Below are 24,377 nucleotides of genomic sequence, written 5' to 3' on the forward strand. Positions count from 1 at the left end.
GATTTTCGGGCACACAAGGGCAATGCCGTACTCGTTTGTGGCTCTACTACGGTGAAATATCCGGGTTAGTTCTTTGAGACTTAATGTTTGCTTGCGGTAGCAGCTTTCTTTTTAGATTTGTTGGCTGCTGGCCGGGTCTCGCCCCGGCGGGCGACTGACTTTCTTGCCCGCGCAAGAAAGTCAGCAAAGAAGGCGTGCTGCGCAGCTTTTGCACCGTGAAACTCGCTTCGCGCCCTTTGGGCGCTGCGCTCGGACAACCACGGTGAGTCAGACGGGTAGCGCTCGCTATGTTGAAGACGGTTGCGCTCTTGCGGTTGCGCTGTTGAGGAATGACTTCTTCGCTTGCTTTGCAGCAAGCGAAGAAGCCACTTTTCAAGGGCATCAAGAAAAAGCGCAGCCGCTGATCAAGCAAGCCCTCACCCATCCATGCTCGCCGTAGCTGTTTGAGCGCAGCGCCCGCAGGGCGCGCAGCGAGTTTTACGGCGGGTATTGAAGCTGCGCAGCACGCTTTCTTTGCATCCTTTCTTGCGCGTGCAAGAAAGGATGTCGCCTGCCGGGGCGAGACCCGGCCAGCAACCCTAAAAATCATCAAAACTAACGGTTAAAGCTGCTGAGCCAGCCAAGCCAGAGATTTGAGTGCCACCAACAGCAACACCGCCAGCAACAAAGCGCTGGTAAAGGGCAGCCGCAGGGTGCGCCGACCCAGGGGAAAACGCAGGTCGCCGGGCAATTTAGGCCACTTGCCCAGAATGCCGGTGGTGCTGTCGATGAGCAGCAGCACGATGAAGACGATGATGGCCCAGCGCAGCAGCATGGTGTGGTGTGCTCCTGGGGGCTTTACAGCCGGTGCGTGCGGTCGCCGTGGGCAAAGCCCAGGGTGGGCCAGGGCGGCACGCCTTTGCACAGGCCCAGCACTTTGAACAGCTCGCCCATTTCGTGCTCCAGCACCAGCTTGCCCGCCAGCGCCCGTTGGGAGAGGGTGAGGGCATCGGTTTTTGCGGTGAACCCGCAGTTCAGCAGAAAGTGCCCCTGGCTGGTGTAGCCCAGGATGTCAAAACCCGCGTCCTGCGCTGCGACGGCGCTGCCGGTGAAATTGACGTGGGCGGTGATGTCCTTGCCGCCCACGTCGGCCAGCGGGTCGCTGTCCATTTTGTGGCGCTGGTGGCAGACCAGGGTGCCCATGGAGCGCTGGGGGTGGTAGTACTCGTCCTCGCCAAAACCGTAGTCAATGAAAAACGCCGCGCCGCGCTGTAAATGGTGGCCCAGGGTGCGGATAAAGGCTTCGCCCTGGGGGTGGATTTCGGTGAGGTAATCGTGTTCGCCCTCGATCTCCAGCGGCGGGCGCAGGGGGGTGGGGCGGTCGCTCCAAATGAAAGCGCCCCCGTCGCCCAGCGCCACGCCGCGCTCGTGCCAAGTGCCGTCGATGCGGGCCAGCAGCTGCACGGGCATGGCATCGAGCACCTCGTTGCCCAGCACCACGCCGTGCATGGCGGGGGGCAAATGGTCGGCCCACTGCACCACATCGCCAAACGCGGCCAGCCGCGCTTGCTGGCGCTGGCGCAGGCTGCCCGAGACATCAACGATGGTGTAGCGCTCCAGCGGCACGCCCTGCGCCTGCAAGGTGGTGAGCACCTGCTCGGCCAGCGCCCCGCTGCCCGCGCCAAATTCCCACACCTCATTAGTAGCGGTGTGCTGCAGTGCTTCGATCACCTGGGCGGCCAGCGTTTGCCCGTACAGCGAAGACAGCTCAGGCGCCGTCACAAAGTCGCTGCCATCGGCGGGCATTGCGCCCAATTTAAGGCTGTCGTTGGCGTAATAGCCCAAGCCGGGGGCGTACAGCGCCAGGTGCATGAAGCGGTCAAACCCCAGCCAGCCACCGGCGGCCGTAATGGCGTGGGCAATGTGCTGGCTGAGTTCGGCGGAGGAGGGTGCGCAGGTGTTCATAATCGGGCCGATTTTTACCCGTATTTCCCCTGGCCCTTGGTGATTCATGAATAAGCTGCCGTTTTTATCCGCCGATTCTGTCGCAGCCCCGCCACCGCAGCCGCCCTCGTGGGTGCTGATTACGGGGGGAGCGGCCCGTTTGGGCAAGGCCTTGTGCTTGGCCTTTGCCGATGCGGGCTGGAACGTGGTGCTGCACTACCGCCACTCTCACGCTGCCGCGCAGCAGGTGCAGGCGCTGGTGCAGGCCAAAGGCCAGCAATGCACCCTGCTGCAGGCCGATTTGACCCAGCCGCACGCCGCCCAGCAGTTGTTGGCCGACTGCGCCATGGCCTTGGGCGGCCAACCGCTGCGCTGCGTGGTGAACAACGCCTCGCAATTCGAGCCCGATACCGCCGCCACCGCCCAGGCCCAGGGCCTGCAGGCGCATTGGCAAACCAACACCGCCACGCCGCTCTTGCTGGGCAATGGCCTGCTGGCCTGGGCGCAGCAGCACGCCAGCCCCGCGCCGGGCTGGTTCAGTGTGCTGCACATCCTGGATCAAAAGGTACACAACCTGAACCCGGATTATTTTTCCTACACCGTCAGCAAACTGGCGCTGGAGCGCAGCGTGGCCCTGCAGGCGCAGGCGCTGGCCCCGTGGGTGCGGGTGTGCGGCATCTCGCCGGGGCTGATGTTTTTAAGCGGGCCGCAAACGCAGGACAACTTTGACCGCGCCAGCCGGGTGAACCTGCTGCAAGCGCCCATTGACCCGGCGCAGGTGGCCGCCAGCGCGGTGTTTGTGGCCGAGACGGCGGCGTTGAATGGCTGCACCCTGCCCGTGGACAACGGCCAGCACCTGGTGCCGCTGGGCCGTGATGTGATGTTTGCCATTGAGACCACCCTGCACGGTGCCGGTGCGCAGGAGCAGCCCTTATGAACTCGATCTTGCTGGCGTTTGCCGCCCTAGACCCCCGCCTGGCGCTGCACTGCCGGGCGCTCAGCCTGCGCCGCCACGAGGTGCCGGTGCGCATTGGCGTGCATGCTTTTGAGCGCCAGGCCCCGCAGCGCATGTGGTTTGATGTGGATTTGTGCGTGCCGCTGGCCCAGGCCGCCGCCGCACACGACGATATTGCGCACACGCTGGATTACGACTTTATCCGCGCGGTGATTGCCCAGGTGGTGGGCGACCAGCACCACGAGCTGCAAGAAACCCTGTGCGACCGCATCGCCACCCAGCTGCTGGCCAACCCGGCGGTGCAGGCCGTGCGCGTGGCCACGCGCAAGCCCGATGTGTACCCGGACAGCGCATCCATAGGTGTAGAGCGCGTGGCGCTTAAACCATGCCAATCTTTGGGTAAAAACCAACTATAAATCAACGTCAGCAAGCGCTGACAGCTATCATTATGTTAAATCTCTCTTCGGTGCCGCAAACCGGCAACCAAATCCTGACCCTTACCGGCCTGCGCTTTGCGGCCAGCCTGGGCATTTTGGAGCAGGAAAAAACCGCCCCCCAGCCCATCCAGGTCGATGCCGAGCTGAACCAAGGCCCGCAAGCGCTGCGCCCGCAGGACGATGACATCCTGCACGTGCTGGACTACCGCAAGGTGCGGCAAATCATCATCGAGGAGTGCACGGCCGAGCACGTGAATTTGCTCGAAAGCCTGATCGGCAAACTCGCCCAGCGCCTGATGCAGCTGCCTGGCGTGCTGGGCGTGCGCATCAAAATCGCCAAGCTGGAGATTTTTGACGACTGCGAAGTCGCTATCCGGGTGGAAGCGGGGCAGTGGTAGCGCTGGCGCTGGCGGCAACGGCAGCGTGGGTGGTTAAAAAGGCTTCCAGCGCCTGTGCTGGCAGCGGCTTGCTGATGCCGTAGCCCTGAAAAAAGCGACAGCCCCAGCCCTGCAAGGCCGCTTGGTGGGCGGCCGTTTCGACCCCTTCGGCAATCACATCCAGGCCCAGGCTGTGGCCCAGGGCAATCACCGTCTGGGCGATGCTGGCATCGTTGTGGTCTTCCAGGCAGTCGCGCACAAAGCCCTGGTCGATCTTGAGCTGGTCCAGCGGCAAGCGCTTGAGGTAGGCCAGCGAGGAAAAGCCGGTACCAAAATCGTCAATCGAAAACCGCACCCCCAGTTGGCGCAGGGCCTGCATGCGGGCCACCACGGCCTCCATGTCTTCGACCATGGCGCTTTCGGTCAGCTCCAGCTTGAATCTGGGCTTCGTAAAACAAAAATCTGGGCTTCGTAAAACAAAATGCTGCCCGGGCCGGTATTTTTTGCTTGGTTCAGCGCCAAATCGACTTTGCGCAGCAGCTCCATCGGCGGCTCGTGGGTCGCCCCGCCGAACACCACGATCCCAATGCTCACGCTGCAGTGCTGGGCGGTGTGGGCAAAGGCCAGTGGCTGCTCTAGTGCGTGCAGTAAGGCCGCTATGGGCTGCAGGGCAACCAACCAGGCTTGGCCCTGGTTGTCGTACTCCAGCTGGGCAAATTGGCCCTGCGCCAGGGCATCGACCAGCGGATTGCTGCCCAGCGGCGGCAAACGCTCCATCACCCGCTGGGGCTGGTTGGCGGCCAGCACGGTCTGGGTGGCCACATCGGCGATGAAAAATGTGCCTTGTTCCCCATAGGTTTGCTGTTCAATGTGCGACAAGAAATTGGGTCGGCTTAAATCCAGCACCCCCGCCAACACCCCAATCGGCTGGCCGCTGCTGCCCCAGATCGGCACCGCCAGCACCACCACCGGGGTGCCGGTTTCAATGAAGGGGGCGCTGACCACGCTGCGCCCGGCCAAGGCCGCTTGGATAAAGCTTTCCCCGCCGTAGTCATTGCCGGTGCGCAAGATGTGGGGCGGAAACGAAGTCAGCGCCAGCCCCTGGGCATTGGTAACAAAGGTGCCGCCATTGAACAGTTGCTGCAGCACGACCAGGCCCAGCTGGGTTGAATCTGGGGTGGAGAGCACCTCGCCAAAGGGCTGGCGCAAGGCACGAAAATCTGTGGCCGGGCGGTTGAGCTGCTCGGGCGCATGCTCCAGCACCGGGGCAAAGTGGCGGGCCACGCGCAACAAGATTGCTTGGCGCTCTTGCAAGGTGTGCTCCAGCGCCTGGGCCGCCAAGGCGGCCACGGAGCGCTGTTGGCGTTCAATCTGGTGGCGCATGTCGTGGCGCAACTGGTAATTGGCAAAGCCCGCCAAGGCCCATAAGCCCCCTAAAAACAAAACCACAATCAGCAGCGGCAAGCGCAGTTTCAAGGAATGCCAGGAGAGTGCCGCCATAAAGTTCAGACCCAGGTGGTATCAACGCTGGAGGCTGTCTGGCACCTGTGCCGCGAATCTTCCGCTGGAATGCCCGTGGGGGCCAAACCGCATTCAATTACAGGGAAAATCACGCCTCAGCAGCGTTGAGGGGATGAAATGGATTGTTTCAAGTCCCCGCGCTTTTACCGCAAATTGGCTTGTATGAATACTGATACTTCTCCCTCCTGGGTGGCTGAGGCTGCCGACTTTTCTGACACCGACAGCAGCGCCATGCCCGCCCCGGAGGCGGCCACCAGCGGCAGAACCAAGGCCCAGCGCGAGGCGTACAAACTGGAAAAACGCCTGTGCCGCGAGGTGGGGCGGGCGATTACCGACTTCAACATGATTGAAGAGGGCGACCGCGTCATGGTGTGCATGTCCGGCGGCAAGGACAGCTACACCCTGCTGGACATTTTGCGCAAGCTGCAAAAACGCGCCCCGGTCAAGTTTGACATCGTGGCCGTCAATCTCGACCAGAAGCAGCCGGGCTTTCCGGAGCACATCCTGCCCGATTACTTCAAAAGCATTGGCGTGGAGTACCACATCGAAAACCAGGACACCTACAGCGTCGTCAAGCGCGTGGTGCCCGAGGGCAAGACCACCTGCAGCCTGTGCTCGCGTCTGCGCCGGGCGATTTTGTACTCGGTGGCCGACCGCCTGCAATGCACCAAGGTGGCGCTGGGCCACCACCGGGACGACATTTTGGCCACCATGCTGCTCAACCTGTTCTACGGCGGCCGCATGAAGGGCATGCCGCCCAAGCTGGTCAGCGACGATGGCAAGCATGTGGTGATTCGCCCCCTGTGCTATGTGCCCGAGCGCGATACGCGCAGCTGGGCCGAGCACCAGCAGTTCCCCATCATTCCCTGCAACCTGTGCGGCAGCCAGGACGGCCTGCAGCGCGTGGCCGTCAATGAAATGCTGCGCGAGTGGGAGAAAAAACACCCCGGCCGCATCGAAAGCATGTTCCGCGCCATGGGCCACGTGGTGACCACGCACATGATGGACCCCAAGCTGCACGACTTTAAAAACGCCAAGGCCACCGGCATGGCCGACCCCCAGGGCGACATTGCCTTTGACGATGAGCCCCTGCCCATGCCGCAAGTCGTCCAGCGCAGCCGTTCTACCCTGGAAACCAGCCTCGACAATTAACGCGCCCCGCCGGGGCCAGAAAGGGATCACCATGTTCCAACGCGCATTCACCGCAGCCGCCCTGGCCAGTGCGCTGCTTTTGGCCGGTTGTGCCACCGGCCCGGCGGCCATTACCAGCCAGGTGCAGTCCTACGCCAGCATGCAAGGCGTGGCCTTGCCCAGCACCTACCGGCTGGAGGTGCTGCCCTCCCAGGCGCAGCAAGCCAGCTTTGCCCGCATTGAAATGGCCGCCGACACGGCCTTGACCAAGGTCGGCTTGCAGCGTGCCCCGCGCCCCGAGCAGGCCAAACTGGTGGTGCAAGTGGGTGCCTCGGCCGGGGAAGGCCGCGCCCAGCATCCAACGTGGGATCCGTACTACTACGGCCCGCGCTTTGGTTGGGGCCTGGGCTACGGCGGTGGCTGGTACAGCGGCTGGAATATGCACTGGATGATGATGGACACCCCACCCCGGGTGTATCTGCGGGCCGTCAAGCTGGTGCTGCGCGATGCGCAAAGCCAGCGCATCGTGTACGAAACCTCGGCCCAGTACGATGAAGTGCGCGTGAATGACGACACCATCTGGCAGGTGCTGTTTGATGCCGCCCTGACCGGGTTCCCGGCCCCGCCCGCCGGGCCCCGCCAAGTCACCCTCCTGCCTGCACCTGCAGAAGCGCCAGCCCCGCAGGCCCCGGCCAGCGTGCCGCTGCCGGTCTGGCAGCCGGTGGACACCACCTTGCCGCCAGCCACGCAACCCGCGCCCGCAGGGGCGGTACCGGCGACGGCTGCTCCTGTTAATGGATCAGCTCCCGTTCGTCCTGCTTCAGAATTGGGGCGCTAACGCCTTCATTTTGGCTTGCAGTAAACGCTTGCAGCCCTAATTTTTGTAGCAACTGATCATCGGCCTGGGTGTCTGGATTGCCGGTGGTCAGCAGCTTGTCGCCATAAAAAATCGAATTCGCCCCGGCCAAAAAGCACAGCCCTTGCACCGCCTCGCCCAGTTGCTGGCGGCCGGCCGACAGACGAATCCGCGCCCGGGGCATGGTGATGCGGCAGATGGCAATCACCCGCACAAAATCCAGCGGATCCACCGGGGCGCTGCTGGCCAGCACCGTGCCGGGCACGGGCACCAGGCTGTTGATGGGCACCGACTCGGGCTGCAGCTTGACCAGTTCGGCAATCAAACTTGCGCGGTCGGCCTGCTGCTCGCCCAGGCCAATGATGCCGCCGCAGCACACCTTGATGCCGGCTTGGCGCACGGCGCTCAGGGTGTCGAGCCGGTCTTGGTAGCTGCGCGTGGTCACCACCTGGGCGTAATGCGCGGGGCTGGTATCGAGGTTGTGGTTGTAGTAATCCAGCCCGGCCGCCTGCAAGGTCTGCGCCTGGTCGGGCGAGAGCATGCCCAGCGTGGCGCAGGTCTCCAGCCCCAGGGCTTTGACGTTGGCGATCATGGCGGCCATTTTTTCCAGATCCCGTCCTTTGGGGCTACGCCAGGCGGCCCCCATGCAAAAGCGGGTGGCCCCAGCGGCCTTGGCCGCCTGGGCCGCTTGCAGCACCTCGTTTTCAGGCAGCAGCTTGCTGGCTTTCACCTCGGTCTCAAAACTTTGCGACTGGGGGCAGTAGCCGCAGTTTTCCGGACAGCCGCCGGTTTTGACCGACAGCAAGGTCGCCAGCTCCACCTCCGGCTGGGGCCAATGGGCCTGGTGGACGCTAACGGCGCGTTGCAGCACCGTCAGCCACGGCTGGGCAAACAAATCCTCAATAGCAGACAAAGTCCAAGCAGTCATCGCAATCTCCAAAGCAAAAACAATCGACGGCGATGGTAGGAGAGTGTTTCAGGCTTGCCCAGGGGAGCAGCGCAAAATAATCAGCGCTATTTATTTGTCTGCAAATGCCGGTAAATCATCCCAATTTTGCGCAAACTTAATAACAGTTAAGCGCAGATTGCTGCTTTGTAGTCATGCGCAACTAACCTGCTGTCTTCTGCCTGCAATGGCGTGCAAAATCGCGCATTCACCGCTGTATTCCTCTGGGGCTTGCAAGCACCTAGGGTTTACCCGAGAATCAAACGCTTTTTTTACCCCCTTTTTTTTCTTGCCCATGGACGCAACCCGCATCATTGCCATTCGGCACGGCGAAACCTCCTGGAATGCGACTGGCCGCATTCAAGGCCACACCGACATTCCCTTGAACGCCACGGGCCAAGCCCAGGCCCAGCAGGCGGCCCAGGCGCTGGCCGATGAAACCTTGGCCGCCATTTACAGCAGCGACTTGCAGCGCGCCTGGCAAACCGCCCAGGCCCTGGCCACGACCACGCAAACCGCCCTGCACCCTGAGCCGGGCCTGCGCGAGCGCTGTTTTGGTGTTTTTGAAGGGCGCACCTTTGCCGAGGTGGCGCAATCGCACCCCGAAGACTCGCTCCGCTGGCGCAAGCGCGACCCCCACTTGGTCTTTCCTGGTGGCGGCGAATCCCTGCTGCAACTGCGCGAACGCATCGCCGCCACCGTGCAGCGCCTGGCCCAGCAGCATGTGGGTGAGCAAATCGCCCTGATTGCGCACGGCGGGGTGATGGACATCTTGTACCGCCTGGCCACCCAGCAAGACCTGCAAGCGCCGCGCACCTGGGCGCTGACCAATACCGCCATCAACCGTTTGCTCTGGACACCCCAGGGCCTGAGCCTGGTTGGCTGGGGCGACGTGCGCCATCTGGCACCGGGGGCGCTGGAAGAGTCGTTTTCCTAGCCTCGTCTCCTCGTCCTCTAGCCCCGTCTGCGCCCCAGCCATAAAAAAGCCAGCCTATCAGGCTGGCTGGGTGCTGGCAGGGCGCGATTACAGCGCAGGAATGCGCAGTTTTTGACCCGGGTAAATCTTGTCCGGGTGGGTCAGCATGGGCTTGTTGGCCTCAAAAATCACCGGGTATTTATTGGCATCGCCATAGAATTTTTTCGCGATGGCGCTCAAGGTGTCACCGCGCACCACGTCGTGGTACTGGGCTTCGGGCTCGGGGTGGGTGACCGTCATCTCGTTGTCCACACTTTGCACGCTGGCAACGTTGCCGCAGCACAGGGTGACTTTTTCTTTGGCCGCTTGGGTGGGGGCCGCGCCCCGCACGGTCACTTTGCCCTCGCTGCCATCAAACGTGACCTGCAGGTCTTCCAGGCCCAGGTTTTGAGCTTGGATATAGGTGGTAATGGCTTGCGCCGCTTGGGCATTTAAGGCTTCAGCCGAAGGGGCCGCCGCTGTGGCTGCCTGGGCGGGCTTGCCGCCAAAAAGTTTTTCACCGGCTTCTTTGATAAAACTAAACAGACCCATGGGGAAGACTCCTTCTTGTGTTGAAACAAGCGACCACTTTACCGGCGGATGCGGGTCAATCGTCCTTTCATTGGCGCAATAGCTACTTTTTTTCACAATTCAGTGCCGCGCCCTCTGCAATGCGCTGTGCCGTCGCTGTCCTGGGCGGTAAAAATCCTGATAATCCCTGCCTTATGACATTTCTGGCCATTGACATCGGCAACACCCGCTTGAAGTGGGCCATGTACGACGCACCCCGCCATGGGGCCAGTCTGCTGGCACAGGGGGCGGAGTTTTTAGAGCAAATCGAACAATTGGCCGACGGCCCCTGGAGCCGTCTGCCTGCGCCCTGCTGCATGCTCGGTTGCGCGGTGGCCAGCGAAACCACCCGGCGGCGGGTGCATGAGCAAATCGACCAGATGCTGGGCTGGGACTTTGCTCCCCAGTGGGTTGTGCCCAGCAGCCAAGAGGCAGGCGTGACCAATGGCTACGACCAGCCGCTGCGCCTGGGGGCCGATCGCTGGGTGGCCATGATTGGCGCGCGCCAACGCATCGTGCAACGCGGCAGCCCGCGCCCGCTGATTGTGGTGATGGTGGGCACGGCCGTAACGGTGGATGCGCTGGATGCCGATGGGCGGTTTCTGGGTGGCCTGATCTTGCCCGGCCACGGCATCATGCTGCGGGCGCTGGAGACGGGCACGGCCGGGCTGCATGTGCCCACCGGCCAGGTCACCCCCTTCCCCACCAACACCAGCGATGCCTTGACCAGTGGCGGCACCTACGCCATTGCCGGGGCGGTCGAACGCATGTACCAGCACCTGTACCTGCACTGCCGCATGGAGCCAGCCTGCATCATGGCCGGTGGCGCGGGCTGGAAGATGGTGCCCAGCATGACGCGCCCCTTTGAGCTGGTCGATAACCTGGTGTTCGAGGGCCTGCTGGCCCTGGGGGCCCAGCGCTTTGCCAAAGCGGCGGCTTAGAACGTGTTCACGATCTGCGCGCGAAGGGGTGCGGGATGCGGATCGGGATGGGCTGCAAGGCGCAAACCACAGACATAGCGCTAGCTATGGCGAGGATTTGCAACGCCGCAGACCGCCCGAGGCCGCGACTGCACACCCGCGAGGAGATTGTGAACACGTTCTTAGGGGCGCTGCGTTTGGGCGTACTGATCAGCAGGCCAGTACCGGTGCCAAAGCACGCTGGATGCAATTATTTTTTTAATAGCTTCTACCGCTTTTATATTAACGATATTAAAGAAAAAATACCGTTAAATCTTTTATTTAAAAGCGGCTACAGCTATCAAATTAGGCGCGCACCTGGGCATCGTAAGCATCAATGATCCGCGCTACCAGGGGGTGGCGCACCACGTCCTGGCTGCCAAAGTGCGAGATGGCAATGCCGCGCACGCGCCTGAGCACGCGCTCGGCATCAATCAGGCCGCTGGCCGTGCCTTTGGGCAGGTCGATTTGGCTGACATCGCCGGTAATCACGGCCTTGGCACCAAAGCCAATGCGCGTTAAGAACATCTTCATCTGCTCGGGGGTGGTGTTTTGCGCCTCGTCCAGAATCACAAACGCATTGTTCAGCGTGCGCCCGCGCATGAAGGCCAGCGGCGCAATTTCCAGCACATTGCGCTCAAAGGCTTTTTGCACCTTCTCGTAGCCCATCAGGTCGTACAGCGCGTCGTACAGCGGGCGCAGGTAGGGATCGACTTTTTGCGTCAAATCGCCGGGCAAAAAGCCCAGGCGCTCGCCCGCCTCCACCGCCGGGCGCGTCAGCACGATGCGCTGCACGGCGCTTTTCTCCAGCGCATCGACGGCGCAGGCCACGGCCAGATACGTCTTGCCCGTGCCCGCCGGGCCAATCCCTAAGGTGATGTCGTGCTGGGCAATGTTGTCCAGGTAAATGGCTTGGTTGGGCGTGCGCGCGCGCAGGCTGCCACGGCGGGTGTGCAGGCTGGGGGCATCGGGGTCGGCCTGCAGCATGTCCTTGTCGCCGGCCAGCAGCAGTTGCACGGCATCTTCGATGATCGGGTCATCGGCCATTTCGTACAGGGCCTGCAATACGTCCAGCGCTTGGTGCGCCTTGGCCTTCACGCCATCAATTTTGAACTGCTCGTGGCGGTGGGCGATTTTGACTTGCAAGCCGTTTTCGATGGTGCGCAGGTGCTGGTCGGACGGGCCGCACAGGTGCGCCAGACGGGTGTTGTTGTGCGGGGTAAAGGTGTGGCGCAAGATCACGCGGATAATTCCAAGACAGTAAAAACGTGCAAGGCTTGCCCCGCACGCTCCAGAAAACAAAGAAGGACGAATCCGCCATGATAGGCAAATTAACCGGCACCCTGACCGATAAACATCCCCCTGAGGTCATCATCGACTGCCACGGCGTGGGCTACGAGGTGCAGGTGCCCATGAGCACCTTTTACCACCTGCCCGCGCTGGGCCAACCCGTCAGCCTGCTCACCCACTTCGTCGTGCGCGAAGATGCGCAGCTGCTCTATGGCTTTGCCACGCTGCAAGAGCGCCACACCTTTCGCCAGCTGATCAAGGTCAGCGGCGTGGGGCCGCGCACCGCCCTGTCCATCCTCTCGGGCCTGAGCGCGGATGATTTGGCCCAGGCCGTTAGCCTGCAGGAGGTGGGCCGCCTGGTGAAGGTGCCCGGTATCGGCAAAAAAACCGCCGAGCGCTTGCTGCTGGAACTCAAAGGCAAACTCGGCGATGCCCTCACGGCCAATCTGCCCCTGCAAGCCAGCACTGCCGAACGCGCCGACATCCTGCAAGCACTGCTGGCCCTGGGCTATAACGATAAAGAGGCCAGCGCCGCCCTCAAAGCCCTGCCCGCCGACGTGGGCGTGAGCGAAGGCATCAAACTGGCGCTCAAAGCCCTGGCTAAATAATTTCAGCCAAATCGCCACTTAACCCTTGCACAGCAAGCGCTAGCAGCTATTGATTTAGAAAACCATGAGCATCCACACCGAAGATTTCGGCCTGGGCAACGCCGCAGCGGCCACCACCGCCGCACCCGCCCCGCGCCTGATTGCCGCCACCAGTGCTTCGCGCAGCGAGGAGGCGCAGGAGCGGGCCTTGCGCCCCAAGCTGCTGGATGAATACGTCGGCCAGGCCAAGGCGCGCGAGCAGCTGGAAATCTTTATCGGTGCCGCCAAAAAGCGCAGCGAGGCCCTAGACCATGTGCTGCTGTTTGGCCCGCCCGGCCTGGGCAAGACGACGCTGTCGCACATCATTGCCGCCGAACTGGGGGTAAACCTGCGCCAAACCAGCGGCCCGGTGCTGGAAAAGCCCAAGGATCTGGCCGCCCTGCTCACCGGGCTGGAGGCGGGGGATGTGCTGTTCATTGACGAGATTCACCGCCTCTCGCCCGTGGTGGAAGAAATCCTCTACCCCGCGCTGGAGGACTACCAGATCGACATCATGATTGGCGAAGGGCCGGCGGCCCGCTCCATCAAGCTGGATTTGCAGCCTTTCACCTTGGTGGGTGCTACCACCCGTGCCGGGATGCTGACCAACCCGCTGCGCGACCGCTTCGGCATCGTGGCGCGGCTGGAGTTTTATACGCCGCAGGAGCTGGAGCGCATCGTCACCCGCAGCGCCAGCTTGCTCCACGCCCCGATAGATGCCGCAGGCGCGATGGAAATCGCCCGCCGCGCGCGCGGTACGCCCCGCATCGCCAACCGGCTGCTGCGCCGCGTGCGCGACTTTGCTGACGTGAAGGCCGATGGCACGATCACGCAGACCATCGCCGCGCAGGCGCTGGCGATGCTCGACGTTGATCCGGAAGGTTTTGACGTGATGGACCGCAAGCTGCTCGAAGCCGTCATTCATCGCTTTGACGGCGGCCCGGTGGGCGTGGATAACATTGCCGCCAGCATTGGCGAAGATGCCGGCACGATTGAGGATGTGATTGAGCCGTACCTGATCCAGCAAGGCTTTTTGCAGCGCACCCCACGCGGGCGCATGGCCACCCAAGCAGCATGGCGGCATTTGGGATTGCAGGCACCGCCGCAGGGCAGCTAGCCAACCAAACAAAGAAAAAGCCGCCACCTTTTGACAGGTTGCGGCTTTCGGTGGTTTAGTCGAGGAAGGATTACTTCATCGACAAAATCCAGGTCACCAATTGCTTGGCTTCGGCTTCGGTCACTTTGTTTGGCGGCATGGGCACGGGGCCCCAAACGCCTTTGCTGCCTTCGATGATGGCTTTTACCAAAGTGGCTTCCGCGTCTTTTTGACCGCCAAATTTGGCCGCTACGTCTTTATAGGCGGGGCCAACCATTTTTTTGTCGACGGCGTGGCAGGCCATGCAGTTTTTGGCCTTGGCCAAAGCCTCGTCGGCCATGGCGGGGGCTGTAGCCAAAATACCAGCAGCCACAGCAGCAAGCAGAGCAAGTTTTTTCATAGAAAAACTCCTGAAGTTAAAAAGTGAAAAGGACGGGGTAAGACAAAACCTGCCCTCCCCATCCTGAATGTTTACGGTTAGCTACCGTTTACGCGACGCTTAGTAAACGTCGTGTTGGGTGTTGTAAACGTTGAACTTGCCGGTGGGGGTGATCAGACGTTTGTCTTTGATCACAGTCTTGCAAGCGCGGGTTTTGTCATCCACAACAACGATAGCAGATTCTTTGTCTTTGGCGCTCCAAACCGAGAACCAGACTTCGTCACCGGCCTTGTTGTATTCCGGCTGCACTACGCGCTTGGCACCATCGTCTTTCAGGCCAGCGCAGGCGGCGATATCGATCACTTGGTAGCCTTTGTCCAAGTTGTTGATATCAAACACGGCAACGCTTTGGCTGATCTTGGCATCGGGGTTCAGTGTGGTATCGACCCACAGGTTGGTGGACTTGGGGTGGGTTTTGATGAACAGCGAACCACCACCCTGGCCTTTGAGGGTTTGAACCACTTTCCAGGCGTGGTCTTTGTTTTTCTTCGGATCGGTGCCGATCAGAGAAATGCCCTCGTCACCCAAGTCAGACGTTGCCCACACCGGGCCAAATTTGGGGTGCTTGAAGTTGGCACCGCGCCCAGGGTGGGGGATTTTGCCGACATCGACGATGGCTTCAAGCTTGCTTTCCTTGGTGTCGATCACCACGATCTTGTCCGAAGCGTTGGCAGCGGTCATGAAGTAGCGGCCCGAAGCGTCAAAACCGCCGTCGTGCAGGTATTTGGCCGTATCGATTTGCGTGGTCTTCAAGTTGGTCAAGTCGGTGTAATCGACCATCCACACTTTGCCGGTTTCTTTGGCGTTCACCAAGAACTCAGGCTTGTTGTGGCTGGAAACGATGGCCGCCACCCGGGGTTCGGGGTGGTACTCGTTGTTGATGTCCATGCCGCGGGTGCCGACCACTTTTTTGGGCTTCAGGGTGTCGCCATCCATCAGCACGAACTGGGGCGGCCAGTAGGTGCCGGCAATGGCAATCTTGTCTTCCCAGCCTTTGAACTTGGAGGTTTCCACCGAGCGGGCTTCCAGACCGACTTTGATCTCAGCGACGTTGTCGGGTTTTTCCATCCACAGGTCGATCAGGTTCAAGCGGGCATCGCGGCCAATCACGTACAGGTAGCGGCCCGAAGCGGACAGGCGCGAGATGTGCACGGCGTAGCCGGTTTTGATGATGTTGATGATTTCCTTGGTATCACCGTCGATCAGGGCGATCGTGCCGTCGTCACGCAAGGTCACCGAGAAGATGTTCTCGATGTTGTAGTTGTTCATCTTTTTGGTGGGGCGCTTGTCCACAGGGATGTATTCCTTGCGGGTCGCTTCCATGTCCGCTAAGGAGAACTCGGGTGGTGTCGGGGCATCGTGCTGGATGTAGCGGGCCATCAGATCGACGGTGGCTTCATCGAACTCACCCGAGGTCAGCCAGTTGGGCATCCCGGCGGGGGAACCGTAAGCGATGAAGGTCTTGAGGTACTCGGTGCCTTTTTCGTTGGTCAGATCAGGGGTCAAAGGCTTGCCGGTTGCGCCTTTGCGCAGCACACCGTGGCAACCGGCGCAGCGCTCAAAATAAACTTGACGGGCGCGGGCAAATTCCTCCTCGGTCATGGGCGGGGCTTTGGGGTTGCTCGACTGGTGCATAGCGGCACCGGCCAAGGGCGATGCAGCGCCTTGGTACTGGGCTTCTGCCGCAGTGGTTTGGGTGGTGGCTGCGCCAGGTTTGGCTGGCTGGGCCACGGCGGCCAACGCCATCGAGGACAGAGCCAGAGCGATAAGACTCGTTAGTTTGCGGGTTTTCATGCAGGAAACTCCTTGTTATGCCGCCGCCCGAAACTCCCTCCCGTCCTAGGGGATACCCCCGCTGTGGGCCGCGACAAAGCAGCAGGGTTTTCCAGTTATTGTGGAGAGCACAGAAGGGTTTTTATTTGATTTATCTCAAATACGAATGCAGTGTCTATCTTTTCTTGGCATTGCGGGAAAGCACTCCATAATCAACGCGAAACTCCTTGTTTCTTGAATCGTTCTTGCTATGGCTTTTACCCTGCTGCCTTCTAATCTTTTGCTTTATCAACGGCTTAGCCCCGTCTGCCTTGGTGTGGTTTTGGCCTGTAACGTCTTATCGCTCGCCCAAGCCCAGGTCGCCACGCCGACGGCCCATGCCACCTTGCCCACCGTCGTCGTCAGCGGCGCGCGCATGGAACAGGCCAACGACGACCTGCCCCTGTCGGCGGACATCGTCAGCGAAGAAGGCCTGCGCGACCAGCAAAGCCGCAATCTGCGCCAGGCGCTGCAAGACCTGCCCAATACCGAGGTGCGCAGCAGCCCGGCGCGGCTGGCCGTGGGCGCAGGCTCGGCCGCTTTCGCGCGGGACGGCAACATGGGCATCCAGATTCGCGGCCTGGGCGGCAACCGCGTGTTGATGACGGTTGATGGCATTCGCATGCCGCGCAGCTACGTCTCGCGCTCGGCCATGTTCGATCGGGAATACCTCACGCTGGAGACGTTCAAGCGCATCGAGCTGGTGCGCGGCCCGGCCTCGGCCCAATACGGTGGCGACGGCATGGCGGGGGTGGTGAACTTTGTCACCCACGACCCCAGCGACTTTCTAAAAGCCGCTGACGGCAGCAGCAAAACCATGGGTGGGCGCATTGCCACTGCCTGGAGCGAGGAAGACCACAGCACCAGCCTGACCGGCACCGTGGCCGCCCAGGCGGGCGAGCAGGTGCAATGGATGCTCACCGCCTCGGGCCGCCAGGGGCATGCAATGCAGACCATGGGCACCGATGGCGCAGCCAACAGCAACCGCACCAAGGCCGACCCCTTGGATACCAACGACCAGGCCGTGCTGGGCAAGCTGGTGTGGAAGCCCAATGGCCTGCAACGCCATACCTTTACCGTGGAACATTCGCGCAAAAAGCTGGATGCCGATTTGCTCTCCAGCCGCATCGCCACCCCCAGTAAACCCAACGATGTGGTGAACGAGTTCACCACCAGCACCATTGAGCGCAATCGTTTGGCGTGGGATGGGCGCTTTGGCCTGCACACTGCCTGGGCCGACCATGTGCGGGCCATCGTCTCGGTACAGCATGCGCAGTCGCACCGCCTTGGCCAGAGCTTTTTAAACAGCGGCGTACACCGTGTGCGCGACAACCGCTACGAAGAGCAGACATGGCAACTGGGCCTGCAAGCGGACAAGGTGCTGCGCCACCCAAGCTGGTCATCCCGCTTTGTCTATGGGCTGGATTGGGTGCGCAACAGCATCAGCAACCTGTACACCGGCCAGGCCCCCCTGGCCCCAGAAGTTTTCCCGCTCAAACGCTTCCCCGATACCCATGAAACCAGCGCGGGCCTGTTTGTGCAAAACGAAACCGTGCTGGGCGATTGGACGATTACGCCCGGGCTGCGCATCGACCACTTCCGCATTGATGTGCAAAACCAGGATTTGTACTTTCCGCCGGCCCCCCAACCCGCCAAGGATATGAGTGGCACCGCCGTGCTGCCCAAGCTGGGCCTGCTCTACCGCGCCACGCCCGAGTGGAGCGTGTTTGGCCAGTACGCCACCGGCTACCGCGCCCCCGAGGCGGGGCAGGTGAATGACCGCTTTCGCGCCCAGGCCCTGCTGCCCGGCGTGGGCATGGTGGACAACTACATCATCGCCAACCCCCACTTAAAACCGGAGCGCAGCCGGGGCATGGAGCTGGGCGTGCGGGGCCGCATGGAGCGCTTGAGCGTGGATGTGGTGGGCTTTTACAACCGCTACAGCAACTTGATTGAAGATGCCCGCCTGATTGAGCGCACCCCGTTAAAACAAGTCTTCCAGACTGTGAACATCACGCGTGCCAAGATTTACGGCTTTGAAGTCAAAGGCATTTACGACTGGGGCCACGTGGGTAGCAACACCGACGGGCGCTTGCGCAGCTCTTTTTCGTATGGCCAAACGCGGGGCAAGGATGTGACCAGCAACAGTCCGCTGAACTCGGTCTCACCCGCCCAGCTGTCGGTGGGGCTGCGCTACGACACACCGCATTGGGGCGTGTACGCCAACGCCCGCCATTACGCCGCAAAGCGCGATCAAGACATTGATTTGGTCTCGATTGGCAACAACAAGGCCGGAACCACCCAATTTGCTACGCCCTCAGCCACCACCTTGGATGTGGGCATGCAATGGCGGCCCCGCAGCAATGTGCGGCTGAATCTGGCGTTGAACAACCTCACCAACCAAAAATACTGGCGCTGGGCTGATGTGTATGGGCAAGCGGCCAATTCCCCCACCATTGACGCTTACACGCAACCGGGGCGCAATATAAAAATAGCACTAACCGCTGATTTTTAAACGCGTATCGGTCAAATACTTCCCAAACCTGACAGGCCGGCTAAATCCACTTGCATGCAGATTTTGCGGGCGACTTGGGTGGGATTGTTGCGCTGGGTATCCAGTACGTAATGCGCCACTTCGCGGTACAGCGGGCCGCGCACTTTTTGCAGGGCTTGCAGGCGCTGCAATGCATCGACGCCTTGCAGCAACGGGCGCACAGTATCACCACGCAGCCGCCGGGCGATATCCTCTGGCGCAGCGTGCAGGTAAAACACCGTGCAGCCTTCACGCAAGGCCACCCGATTTTCTGGTTTGAGCACCGCGCCGCCGCCCGTGGCAATCACCGTGGGTTGGGGCGCTTGCAGCAAGGTGCGCAGCACCTGTGCCTCGACCTCCCGAAAAGCGGCCTCGCCGTGCTGGGCAAAATAATCTTTGATGCTGCAGCCCAGGCGCTCTTCAATGGCGTGGTCGGCATCGACAAACACCCAGCCGCCTTGGCGCGCCACCTGCCGCCCAATGGTCGATTTGCCCGAGCCGGGCAGTCCCACCAGTGCCAAATGCTTTGCCATAACGCTTGCCTTGATAAAAAAACCGCAAGGCCGCAATTGCGGCCTTGAGGGGTTAATGAAATTTTTGATTAACGGTTGGCGATGGCATCGGTGACCATGCGTGGGGTAATAAACACCAACATTTCCCGTTTTTCGGTTTGGCGAGTACGGTTTTTAAACAAGTTACCCATTACAGGAATATCGCCTAAGACTGGCACCTTATTGACTTGGTTAGATTCTTCCATTTCGAAAATACCACCAATGACCAGTGTTCCACCATTTTCTACTAATACTTGGGTTTTAATACTTTTTGTGTTGATTGCTAAGCCGTCATCTGTACGATCACCAACAGAATCTTTGTTAACCTCAAGATCCATAATAATATCTCCTTCAGGAGTTATTTGTGGGATAACTTTTAATGATAAAACAGCATCTTTAAAATCGGTGGTGCAAGAGGATGATTTGTTTGGATCACTGCAAGCCCTAAATGGAATTTGTTGACCTTGCTTAATTTCTGCCTCAGATTTATCTGCAGTCATCAAACGGGGATTGGAAACAATTTTACCTACACCTTCCGATTCCATAGCAGAAAGTTCAAGACTCAAAAATCGAGACATTTCAGAATTGAATACACTGAATGCTAAGGATGCTGCATTGGTGTTTGGTAGTAAGGCTGGGAGGTTTACGAATGGATTGCCAGTGTTTGTGCCAGCTGTACCTGTGTTGTTGCCACCGTTATTGCTTCCAGAACCAATGCCACTGCCAACACTGCTACGGTTACTGAGATACCCACCACCAAATTTCACACCTAGCGAGCGACCAAAAGAGTCGCGGGCCTCAACAATCCGTGCTTCAATGAGCACTTGACGAACAGGTACATCGAGTTTTTTCAGCAGCTCGGCAATTTCTTCCAGCTTGGTCGGCGTATCAGTGATAAAGATTTGGTTGGTACGTTCTTCGGCAATCGCCGAGCCGCGCTCTGATAGAAAGCGGTTGTTGCTAGAGCCGCTGGTGCCAACACCACCACTGCGGTTTTGGGATTCAGTGAATTTCTTCACCAATTCTTCCGCTTTGGCGTAATTGATTTGAAAACCTTGGGTGCGCAGGGTTTCCAGCTGCTCAATGGAGCGGGCCGCTTCTAAATCCTTTTTCGTGCGCTCATCAATTTCTTCTCGAGGTGCAATCCACAGCACGTTGCCATTTTTCTTCATGCCCAGGCCCTTGGCCTCCATGATGATATTCAGGGCTTGGTCCCAGGGCACGTCTTTGAGGCGCAGGGTTAAAGCGCCACCAACGGTGTCGGAGGTGACGATATTGAAATTGGTGAAGTCGGCAATCACCTGCAGCAGGGCTCGCACTTCAATGTTCTGGAAATTCAGCGACAGGCGCTCGCCGGAGAAGCCTGGGCCCTGGGTCAGTTTGGTGGGATCGATTTTCTTTTCACGCACTTCCAGCACAAACTGGTCGTCGCTTTGGTAGGCGCTGTGCTCCCACTCGCCTTTCAGATCGACTTTCAAGCGCACCTTATCGCCTTTTTGCGAGCTGGAAATCAGCTGTACTGGGGTGCCAAAATCCACCACATCCAGGCGACGCATCAGTGCGTCAGGCAGGCTGGAGCGCGAGAGTTCTACCACCAGTCCCTTGCCTTCGTTGCGCACATCGGCGCTGGCACCGGCCGAGCCCAGGGCTACCACCAGGCGGCCTGCGCCGTCGCTGGTGCGGCGAAAATCTACATCGCGAATGCTTTTGGGCGATGCCACCGGGGCCGGTGCTGGCGTTACTTGCACAGGGGTGGAGATGGGGGCCACGGCCGAGGCGGTTTTTACCGGGTCGAGGTAAACCAAAACAGCATTGCCATCCAATTCGGTGCGGTAGTTGGTGGCCGATTTCAAATTCAGCACCACGCGGGTGCGGCCCGAGGCCTCGACCACGTTGGCGGTATTGAGATTGCCTTGGTTGAGTTCGACCAGGGATTGGGGCAGGCCATTGGTCGTACTCAAAAAATCCAATGCAATGCGTGCCGGTGATTGCACGGCAAAGCCGGTGGGGGCTTGGCTGAGGGGCTCATCCAGCACAATGCGTACCACTTCGCCACCGCCTTGCACCGAGCCAGTGACCGATTGAATGCTCCCTGCCCAGGCAAAAACGGGGAGTAGAAAAGCCATCCCGACACTATAGGCCAAGGTATTTTTCATTGGTTTTTTTTGACGCAGCAGCATTATTTGGTTTCCTCTTGCAGTTCCAGGATGGTGGTTTTCTCTACCCAATCTCCCGCTGGGTCTTGAACAATTTCACGCAAACGAATGGCGTTTTCTGAAATTTTTTCTATGCGGCCATAGTTTTGCCCCATATATCCCCCAGCCTTGACTTGATAAACCTGCTTGTTCACCCGTACTAAAGCAGTTTCGCTGCCATTTTGGTGCATGCTTCCAACCATTGAGATGGCATCCAGGGGGAAGCTTTCCAGTTCTTGTTTGCGACGATTGAGCTCTTGTTCCAGCAAGTTGGTATTGGCTGTGCCTTTTTCGCTATCCAGGCGCAAAGCCGACGTGAGCTTGAGAACGTTGAAGGGGTCCATCAAGTCCGCGGTGGTATAGGGCTGAGGAGTGAAGGCCTTGGGTTCGCTCAAGGGTTGAATATTGGGCTTGGCATTTTTGCGTTCTTGGCGCACCCATTCACGCAAATCGCCGGTGGTGTCGCCCATACAGCCAGAAAGGGTCAGCACGGCCAGCGCGCTGGCGAGCCATGGAAGGAGTTGATGGTTGCGCATCATTTTTTACCTCCTTTTTTCTTTTTGCTGGCTTCAGCCTGCTGTGCTTGTATCTCTTCAGGATCCAGGTAGCGATAGGTGCGGGCCTGCGCGTCCATGACCAAGCTTGTGCCTTTAGGGGTTGAAGTCAGGGCGATGTCGTTGATCGTGACAATGCGCGAAAGGTGTGCCACATCCGAAACAAAAGCACCCATGTCGTGAAAACGACCAGAAATGCGCAAAGTAATCGGCAACTCTGCATAGTAATCGCGAATGGATTCGGAGCCTGGACGGAATAAGTCAAATTGCAATCCCCGCCCCATGCCCGCATGGTTCACATCTGACAGCAGCGCTGCCATCTCCGCTTTGTTGGGAAGTTGTTTTTCCAACTGGGTGACGTATTGTTGTACTAATTCGCGCTGGGCTTTGAGGGCTTCCAATCCAGCCGCTTTGCGCATTTTGGTGGAAAACTCTTGTTGCAGTGTGGTTTCTTTTTGCTGTTCTGCCTTCAGGTCTTCTTCTAAGGTGTTGAGATACGCAAACCAAGCACCAATCAAAACGCCTACGGCAATGGCGATACACAGAAAGACTCTAGGGATCAGAGGCCACAGAGAAGGGTCTTTGGGATCCAGATTTCGAAACTGATTTTTAAAGGCTTCAAATTTCTCAGAAAGATCAGAAGCCGTATTGTTTTTGCTTTTATTGCGCATATCAGGGCTTTCTCTCTTGGTTTTGCTGCTTCACCTCGGTGGAGCGAACCAAGGTAAAAGACATGGTAAAAGTGACTACTTTACGCAAGTCTTTTGGAGCAACTTCGACGGTGCCAGAAACAATTTCCTTCAGAATAGGCTTGGTAAACCATGGCGACCCATTCGAGATGTTGCGCAGCACTTCAGAGACGCGTTCATTGGATTGCGCCGAGCCTTTTACTTCGACATTCAGGCCTGTTTGCTTCATGGAAGTGATGTAAACCCCCTCGGGCAGAAGCTGGGTAATGTCGCTGAACAGATAAACTGGTAAATTACGATCAGCTTGTAAATCCTCTACTGATTTTTGCCGTGCTTTTAATGAGTTGATTTCTTCTTCAAGACCTTGAATATCTTTAATTTGATTGTCTAGCTGGGATATTTCTGATTTTAAATAGCTGTTGCGCTCTTGTTGGCTACCAATCAAGGCTTGGTAGATAGAAAATACAACCGCCGCTGCCAGCAAACCGGCAAGCAAGGCGCCGAACATTGCCATTTGAAAAACTTCTTTGCGGCGTTTGTTCGCGATTTCTCGGTGCGGTAAGAGATTGATGAGAATCACTGGTAGAACCTCCGCAGTGCTAAGCCGCATGCTGTTAAGTAGGCGGGGGCCGCTTTGCGTATTTTTGATTTATTAATCGACGAACCCATCTCCATGCCAAGGAAGGGGTCAAGTACCAGGGTTGAAACCTTGGTTTCATTTTGAATGGCCGAGGCCAGCCCTTCCAAAATCGCGGAGCCACCAAATAGCAAGATGTGCTGCACGCTGTGGTAGGGGGTGCTGGTAAAGAAAAATTGCAGCGAGCGGCCGATGTCCAGGGCCAGGTTTTTGACAAACGGTGCCAATACGGCGGTGGCGTAATCGTCCGGCAGATTGTCGTTGCGCTTTTTTTGTTCGGCCTCTTCGGGGGGGATGCTGTAGTAGCGGGCAATCGCTTGGGTCAGTTGTGCGCCTCCCATGCCTTGCTCGTGATCGAACAAAATTTCTTCACCGCGCAAAACTTGCATGGTGTACCCGCGATCGCCCACATTGATCAGGACGGCCAAGTCGGCTTCGCCAACATGGGCGGGGGCTTGGGGATGGTCCAGCACGCGTTGTACCGCCAAGAGTGCCGCGTAGGACTCAATATCCAAGACGGTTGGTTTTAAACCTGCGATTTCGGCGGCATCTTGGCGTTCGTGTGCTTTTTCTTTGCGGGTTGCGGCCAAGAGAACATCCACATCGCCTGGGTTTTTGGCATTGGGCCCAATGACGCAAAAATCCAAGCGCACTTCTTCCAATGCAAAGGGCAGGTATTGACTGGCCTCAGATTCAACCTGAATCTCCATTTCCTGATCGGAAAGGGCCCCGGGCAGAATAACTTTTTTGGTGATGACGGCAGATGCCGGCAGGGCCAGGGCAACGTTTTTCGTGCGCGTGCCACTTTTGGCCAATAGACGGTGGATGGTGGCGCTGACTTCATCCATGTTCGCGATGCTGCCATCCACAATACAGCCGGGGGGCAGCGGAACCATGGAGCAGCGCTCCAGCGTCCAGCCATCTTGGCCGTGACGCGCCAACTCCACCAACTTCACAGCCGTGGCGCTAATGTCCAGGCCAATGAGTGGCTCTGGCTGGCGTTGGAAAAGTGACTTCAGGGAAAGCAAGACAACTCCTATTTGCTGGCATCTACTGGTGTTTGCGGTATGTGGCGGAATGTAAGCCGGGCCGAATGATGCTAGCAGCAAGAAGTGATGCCGCTTTCCTGCGCAGTTCACAATTTCAAAGGAGTGTTGCCAAAACCGCACGTTTCAAGGGTTTTTGGTGACATCTGGTCGCACTCTGTGACACGTGTAGTTTGGCGGTGGCTTTCTATAATGCGCCTCTTGCCTGGTAGCCCTTTATGCCCACTTCGAAACCTTCTTCTCATGGCGCAGCGTCGCCCAATCCCAAACAAACACCCC

At 59.1% G+C, this 24,377-nt stretch carries 26 protein-coding genes; 10 read left to right on the forward strand and 16 right to left on the reverse strand.

Translation table 11 applies throughout. The features are described from left to right. Window positions 1-46 precede the first annotated feature (46 nt). The 3 genes from ACFO24_RS04095 to ACFO24_RS04105 form a co-directional block, all read right to left on the reverse strand. A complete protein-coding gene (locus tag ACFO24_RS04095; protein WP_377736974.1) occupies window positions 47-424 on the reverse strand; it encodes a hypothetical protein in 378 nt (125 codons plus the stop codon). A gap of 177 nt (window positions 425-601) precedes the next feature. After that, a complete protein-coding gene (locus ACFO24_RS04100; protein ID WP_377736975.1) occupies window positions 602-814 on the reverse strand; it encodes a DUF2905 family protein in 213 nt (70 codons plus the stop codon). Between the two features lie 23 nt (window positions 815-837). Beyond that, window positions 838-1,944, reverse strand: coding sequence for a class I SAM-dependent methyltransferase (locus tag ACFO24_RS04105; RefSeq protein WP_377736976.1), 1,107 nt, complete (start codon window positions 1,942-1,944; stop codon window positions 838-840). Between the two features lie 46 nt (window positions 1,945-1,990). On the opposite strand from ACFO24_RS04105, the gene ACFO24_RS04110 reads away from it, so the two are divergent. The 3 genes from ACFO24_RS04110 to ACFO24_RS04120 are packed head-to-tail and all read left to right on the forward strand — an operon-like array spanning window position 1,991 to window position 3,713. Continuing rightward, window positions 1,991-2,860 (forward strand): SDR family oxidoreductase, encoded by an 870-nt coding sequence (locus ACFO24_RS04110; protein ID WP_377736977.1) that lies wholly within the window; start codon window positions 1,991-1,993, stop codon window positions 2,858-2,860. Further along, window positions 2,857-3,294 carry a dihydroneopterin aldolase gene (locus ACFO24_RS04115; RefSeq protein WP_377736978.1) on the forward strand — a complete coding sequence of 146 codons (438 nt, stop codon included), beginning with the start codon at window positions 2,857-2,859 and terminating at the stop codon, window positions 3,292-3,294. The genes ACFO24_RS04110 and ACFO24_RS04115 overlap by 4 nt, the downstream gene beginning before the upstream one ends. Before the next feature lie 32 nt (window positions 3,295-3,326). Beyond that, window positions 3,327-3,713 carry a dihydroneopterin aldolase gene (locus ACFO24_RS04120; protein WP_207575824.1) on the forward strand — a complete coding sequence of 129 codons (387 nt, stop codon included), beginning with the start codon at window positions 3,327-3,329 and terminating at the stop codon, window positions 3,711-3,713. Here the strand turns inward: ACFO24_RS04120 and ACFO24_RS04125 are convergent. Next, window positions 3,685-4,104, reverse strand: a complete 420-nt coding sequence (locus tag ACFO24_RS04125) for an EAL domain-containing protein (protein ID WP_377736979.1) — start codon at window positions 4,102-4,104, stop codon at window positions 3,685-3,687. The genes ACFO24_RS04120 and ACFO24_RS04125 overlap by 29 nt on opposite strands. 11 nt (window positions 4,105-4,115) lie before the next feature. After that, window positions 4,116-5,192 (reverse strand): cache domain-containing protein, encoded by a 1,077-nt coding sequence (locus ACFO24_RS04130; RefSeq protein WP_377736980.1) that lies wholly within the window; start codon window positions 5,190-5,192, stop codon window positions 4,116-4,118. Window positions 5,193-5,375: 183 nt separating this feature from the next. On the opposite strand from ACFO24_RS04130, the gene ttcA reads away from it, so the two are divergent. Further along, complete coding sequence (gene ttcA, locus ACFO24_RS04135) at window positions 5,376-6,365, forward strand: tRNA 2-thiocytidine(32) synthetase TtcA (protein ID WP_377736981.1); 990 nt, start codon at window positions 5,376-5,378, stop codon at window positions 6,363-6,365. A gap of 31 nt (window positions 6,366-6,396) precedes the next feature. Further along, window positions 6,397-7,182: a DUF4136 domain-containing protein gene (locus tag ACFO24_RS04140; protein WP_377736983.1), complete on the forward strand. Its 786-nt coding sequence runs from the start codon at window positions 6,397-6,399 to the stop codon at window positions 7,180-7,182. Here ACFO24_RS04140 and bioB read toward each other — a convergent pair. Next, the gene (gene bioB / locus ACFO24_RS04145) at window positions 7,136-8,152 is read right to left on the reverse strand and encodes a biotin synthase BioB (RefSeq protein WP_377737185.1); all 1,017 of its coding nucleotides are present in this window, start codon (window positions 8,150-8,152) and stop codon (window positions 7,136-7,138) included. The genes ACFO24_RS04140 and bioB overlap by 47 nt on opposite strands. A 289-nt stretch (window positions 8,153-8,441) precedes the next feature. Between bioB and ACFO24_RS04150 the strand changes: the two genes are divergently transcribed. Further along, a complete protein-coding gene (locus tag ACFO24_RS04150) occupies window positions 8,442-9,083 on the forward strand; it encodes a histidine phosphatase family protein (RefSeq protein WP_377736985.1) in 642 nt (213 codons plus the stop codon). Between the two features lie 87 nt (window positions 9,084-9,170). Here ACFO24_RS04150 and lysM read toward each other — a convergent pair whose 3' ends face one another. Continuing rightward, a complete protein-coding gene (gene lysM / locus ACFO24_RS04155) occupies window positions 9,171-9,653 on the reverse strand; it encodes a peptidoglycan-binding protein LysM (protein ID WP_377736986.1) in 483 nt (160 codons plus the stop codon). A 173-nt stretch (window positions 9,654-9,826) separates the two neighbouring features. Here lysM and ACFO24_RS04160 point away from each other — a divergent pair, with 173 nt between their 5' ends. Then, window positions 9,827-10,612: a type III pantothenate kinase gene (locus tag ACFO24_RS04160; RefSeq protein WP_207575817.1), complete on the forward strand. Its 786-nt coding sequence runs from the start codon at window positions 9,827-9,829 to the stop codon at window positions 10,610-10,612. Between the two features lie 324 nt (window positions 10,613-10,936). Here ACFO24_RS04160 and ACFO24_RS04165 read toward each other — a convergent pair whose 3' ends face one another. After that, window positions 10,937-11,872: a PhoH family protein gene (locus tag ACFO24_RS04165; protein ID WP_207575303.1), complete on the reverse strand. Its 936-nt coding sequence runs from the start codon at window positions 11,870-11,872 to the stop codon at window positions 10,937-10,939. A gap of 77 nt (window positions 11,873-11,949) precedes the next feature. Here ACFO24_RS04165 and ruvA point away from each other — a divergent pair, with 77 nt between their 5' ends. Both ruvA and ruvB read left to right on the forward strand, forming a co-directional pair. Beyond that, window positions 11,950-12,528: a Holliday junction branch migration protein RuvA gene (ruvA, locus tag ACFO24_RS04170; protein WP_377736987.1), complete on the forward strand. Its 579-nt coding sequence runs from the start codon at window positions 11,950-11,952 to the stop codon at window positions 12,526-12,528. Between the two features lie 64 nt (window positions 12,529-12,592). Next, entirely contained in the window at window positions 12,593-13,663 is a 1,071-nt protein-coding gene (ruvB, locus tag ACFO24_RS04175) for a Holliday junction branch migration DNA helicase RuvB (RefSeq protein ID WP_377736988.1), read from the forward strand. 70 nt (window positions 13,664-13,733) lie between these two features. On the opposite strand, the gene ACFO24_RS04180 is transcribed toward ruvB, so the two are convergent. Both ACFO24_RS04180 and ACFO24_RS04185 read right to left on the reverse strand, forming a co-directional pair. Further along, window positions 13,734-14,042, reverse strand: coding sequence for a c-type cytochrome (locus ACFO24_RS04180; protein ID WP_207575300.1), 309 nt, complete (start codon window positions 14,040-14,042; stop codon window positions 13,734-13,736). A gap of 99 nt (window positions 14,043-14,141) precedes the next feature. Beyond that, entirely contained in the window at window positions 14,142-15,875 is a 1,734-nt protein-coding gene (locus ACFO24_RS04185; RefSeq protein WP_377736990.1) for a cytochrome D1 domain-containing protein, read from the reverse strand. A 301-nt stretch (window positions 15,876-16,176) separates the two neighbouring features. On the opposite strand from ACFO24_RS04185, the gene ACFO24_RS04190 reads away from it, so the two are divergent. After that, window positions 16,177-18,408 (forward strand): TonB-dependent hemoglobin/transferrin/lactoferrin family receptor, encoded by a 2,232-nt coding sequence (locus ACFO24_RS04190; RefSeq protein ID WP_377736991.1) that lies wholly within the window; start codon window positions 16,177-16,179, stop codon window positions 18,406-18,408. An 11-nt stretch (window positions 18,409-18,419) separates the two neighbouring features. Here the strand turns inward: ACFO24_RS04190 and ACFO24_RS04195 are convergent, their stop codons facing one another. The 6 genes from ACFO24_RS04195 to ACFO24_RS04220 form a co-directional block, all read right to left on the reverse strand. Then, window positions 18,420-18,959, reverse strand: a complete 540-nt coding sequence (locus tag ACFO24_RS04195; protein ID WP_377736993.1) for a shikimate kinase — start codon at window positions 18,957-18,959, stop codon at window positions 18,420-18,422. 68 nt (window positions 18,960-19,027) lie between these two features. Continuing rightward, a complete protein-coding gene (pilQ, locus tag ACFO24_RS04200; protein ID WP_377737187.1) occupies window positions 19,028-21,133 on the reverse strand; it encodes a type IV pilus secretin PilQ in 2,106 nt (701 codons plus the stop codon). A 23-nt stretch (window positions 21,134-21,156) separates the two neighbouring features. Next, window positions 21,157-21,708: a pilus assembly protein PilP gene (locus tag ACFO24_RS04205; RefSeq protein ID WP_377737188.1), complete on the reverse strand. Its 552-nt coding sequence runs from the start codon at window positions 21,706-21,708 to the stop codon at window positions 21,157-21,159. Further along, window positions 21,708-22,397: a type IV pilus inner membrane component PilO gene (locus ACFO24_RS04210; protein ID WP_377736994.1), complete on the reverse strand. Its 690-nt coding sequence runs from the start codon at window positions 22,395-22,397 to the stop codon at window positions 21,708-21,710. Before ACFO24_RS04210 ends, ACFO24_RS04205 begins: the two co-directional genes overlap by 1 nt. 1 nt (window position 22,398) lies before the next feature. Further along, entirely contained in the window at window positions 22,399-22,995 is a 597-nt protein-coding gene (locus ACFO24_RS04215; protein ID WP_377736995.1) for a PilN domain-containing protein, read from the reverse strand. Further along, on the reverse strand, window positions 22,992-24,080 hold the full coding sequence (locus ACFO24_RS04220) for a pilus assembly protein PilM (protein ID WP_377736996.1): 1,089 nt from the start codon (window positions 24,078-24,080) through the stop codon (window positions 22,992-22,994). Before ACFO24_RS04220 ends, ACFO24_RS04215 begins: the two co-directional genes overlap by 4 nt. Between the last annotated feature and the right edge of the window lie 297 nt (window positions 24,081-24,377).

The sequence above is a fragment of the Comamonas denitrificans genome, assembly GCF_042654745.1.
In the GTDB taxonomy this organism is placed as follows: domain Bacteria; phylum Pseudomonadota; class Gammaproteobacteria; order Burkholderiales; family Burkholderiaceae_C; genus Comamonas; species Comamonas denitrificans.

Coding starts and splice junctions, on each gene's coding strand:
- ACFO24_RS04185 (WP_377736990.1), bottom strand. CDS start 15,875: ATGAAAACCCGCAAACTAACGAGTCTTATCGCTCTGGCTCTGTCCTCG.
- pilQ (WP_377737187.1), bottom strand. CDS start 21,133: ATGAAAAATACCTTGGCCTATAGTGTCGGGATGGCTTTTCTACTCCCC.
- ACFO24_RS04095 (WP_377736974.1), bottom strand. CDS start 424: ATGGGTGAGGGCTTGCTTGATCAGCGGCTGCGCTTTTTCTTGATGCCC.
- ACFO24_RS04205 (WP_377737188.1), bottom strand. CDS start 21,708: ATGCGCAACCATCAACTCCTTCCATGGCTCGCCAGCGCGCTGGCCGTG.
- ruvB (WP_377736988.1), top strand. CDS start 12,593: ATGAGCATCCACACCGAAGATTTCGGCCTGGGCAACGCCGCAGCGGCC.
- ruvA (WP_377736987.1), top strand. CDS start 11,950: ATGATAGGCAAATTAACCGGCACCCTGACCGATAAACATCCCCCTGAG.
- ACFO24_RS04195 (WP_377736993.1), bottom strand. CDS start 18,959: ATGGCAAAGCATTTGGCACTGGTGGGACTGCCCGGCTCGGGCAAATCG.
- lysM (WP_377736986.1), bottom strand. CDS start 9,653: ATGGGTCTGTTTAGTTTTATCAAAGAAGCCGGTGAAAAACTTTTTGGC.
- ACFO24_RS04140 (WP_377736983.1), top strand. CDS start 6,397: ATGTTCCAACGCGCATTCACCGCAGCCGCCCTGGCCAGTGCGCTGCTT.
- ACFO24_RS04110 (WP_377736977.1), top strand. CDS start 1,991: ATGAATAAGCTGCCGTTTTTATCCGCCGATTCTGTCGCAGCCCCGCCA.
- ACFO24_RS04210 (WP_377736994.1), bottom strand. CDS start 22,397: ATGCGCAATAAAAGCAAAAACAATACGGCTTCTGATCTTTCTGAGAAA.
- ACFO24_RS04125 (WP_377736979.1), bottom strand. CDS start 4,104: ATGGTCGAAGACATGGAGGCCGTGGTGGCCCGCATGCAGGCCCTGCGC.
- ACFO24_RS04105 (WP_377736976.1), bottom strand. CDS start 1,944: ATGAACACCTGCGCACCCTCCTCCGCCGAACTCAGCCAGCACATTGCC.
- ACFO24_RS04115 (WP_377736978.1), top strand. CDS start 2,857: ATGAACTCGATCTTGCTGGCGTTTGCCGCCCTAGACCCCCGCCTGGCG.
- ACFO24_RS04100 (WP_377736975.1), bottom strand. CDS start 814: ATGCTGCTGCGCTGGGCCATCATCGTCTTCATCGTGCTGCTGCTCATC.
- ACFO24_RS04160 (WP_207575817.1), top strand. CDS start 9,827: ATGACATTTCTGGCCATTGACATCGGCAACACCCGCTTGAAGTGGGCC.
- ACFO24_RS04130 (WP_377736980.1), bottom strand. CDS start 5,192: ATGGCGGCACTCTCCTGGCATTCCTTGAAACTGCGCTTGCCGCTGCTG.
- ACFO24_RS04180 (WP_207575300.1), bottom strand. CDS start 14,042: ATGAAAAAACTTGCTCTGCTTGCTGCTGTGGCTGCTGGTATTTTGGCT.
- ttcA (WP_377736981.1), top strand. CDS start 5,376: ATGAATACTGATACTTCTCCCTCCTGGGTGGCTGAGGCTGCCGACTTT.
- ACFO24_RS04150 (WP_377736985.1), top strand. CDS start 8,442: ATGGACGCAACCCGCATCATTGCCATTCGGCACGGCGAAACCTCCTGG.
- ACFO24_RS04120 (WP_207575824.1), top strand. CDS start 3,327: ATGTTAAATCTCTCTTCGGTGCCGCAAACCGGCAACCAAATCCTGACC.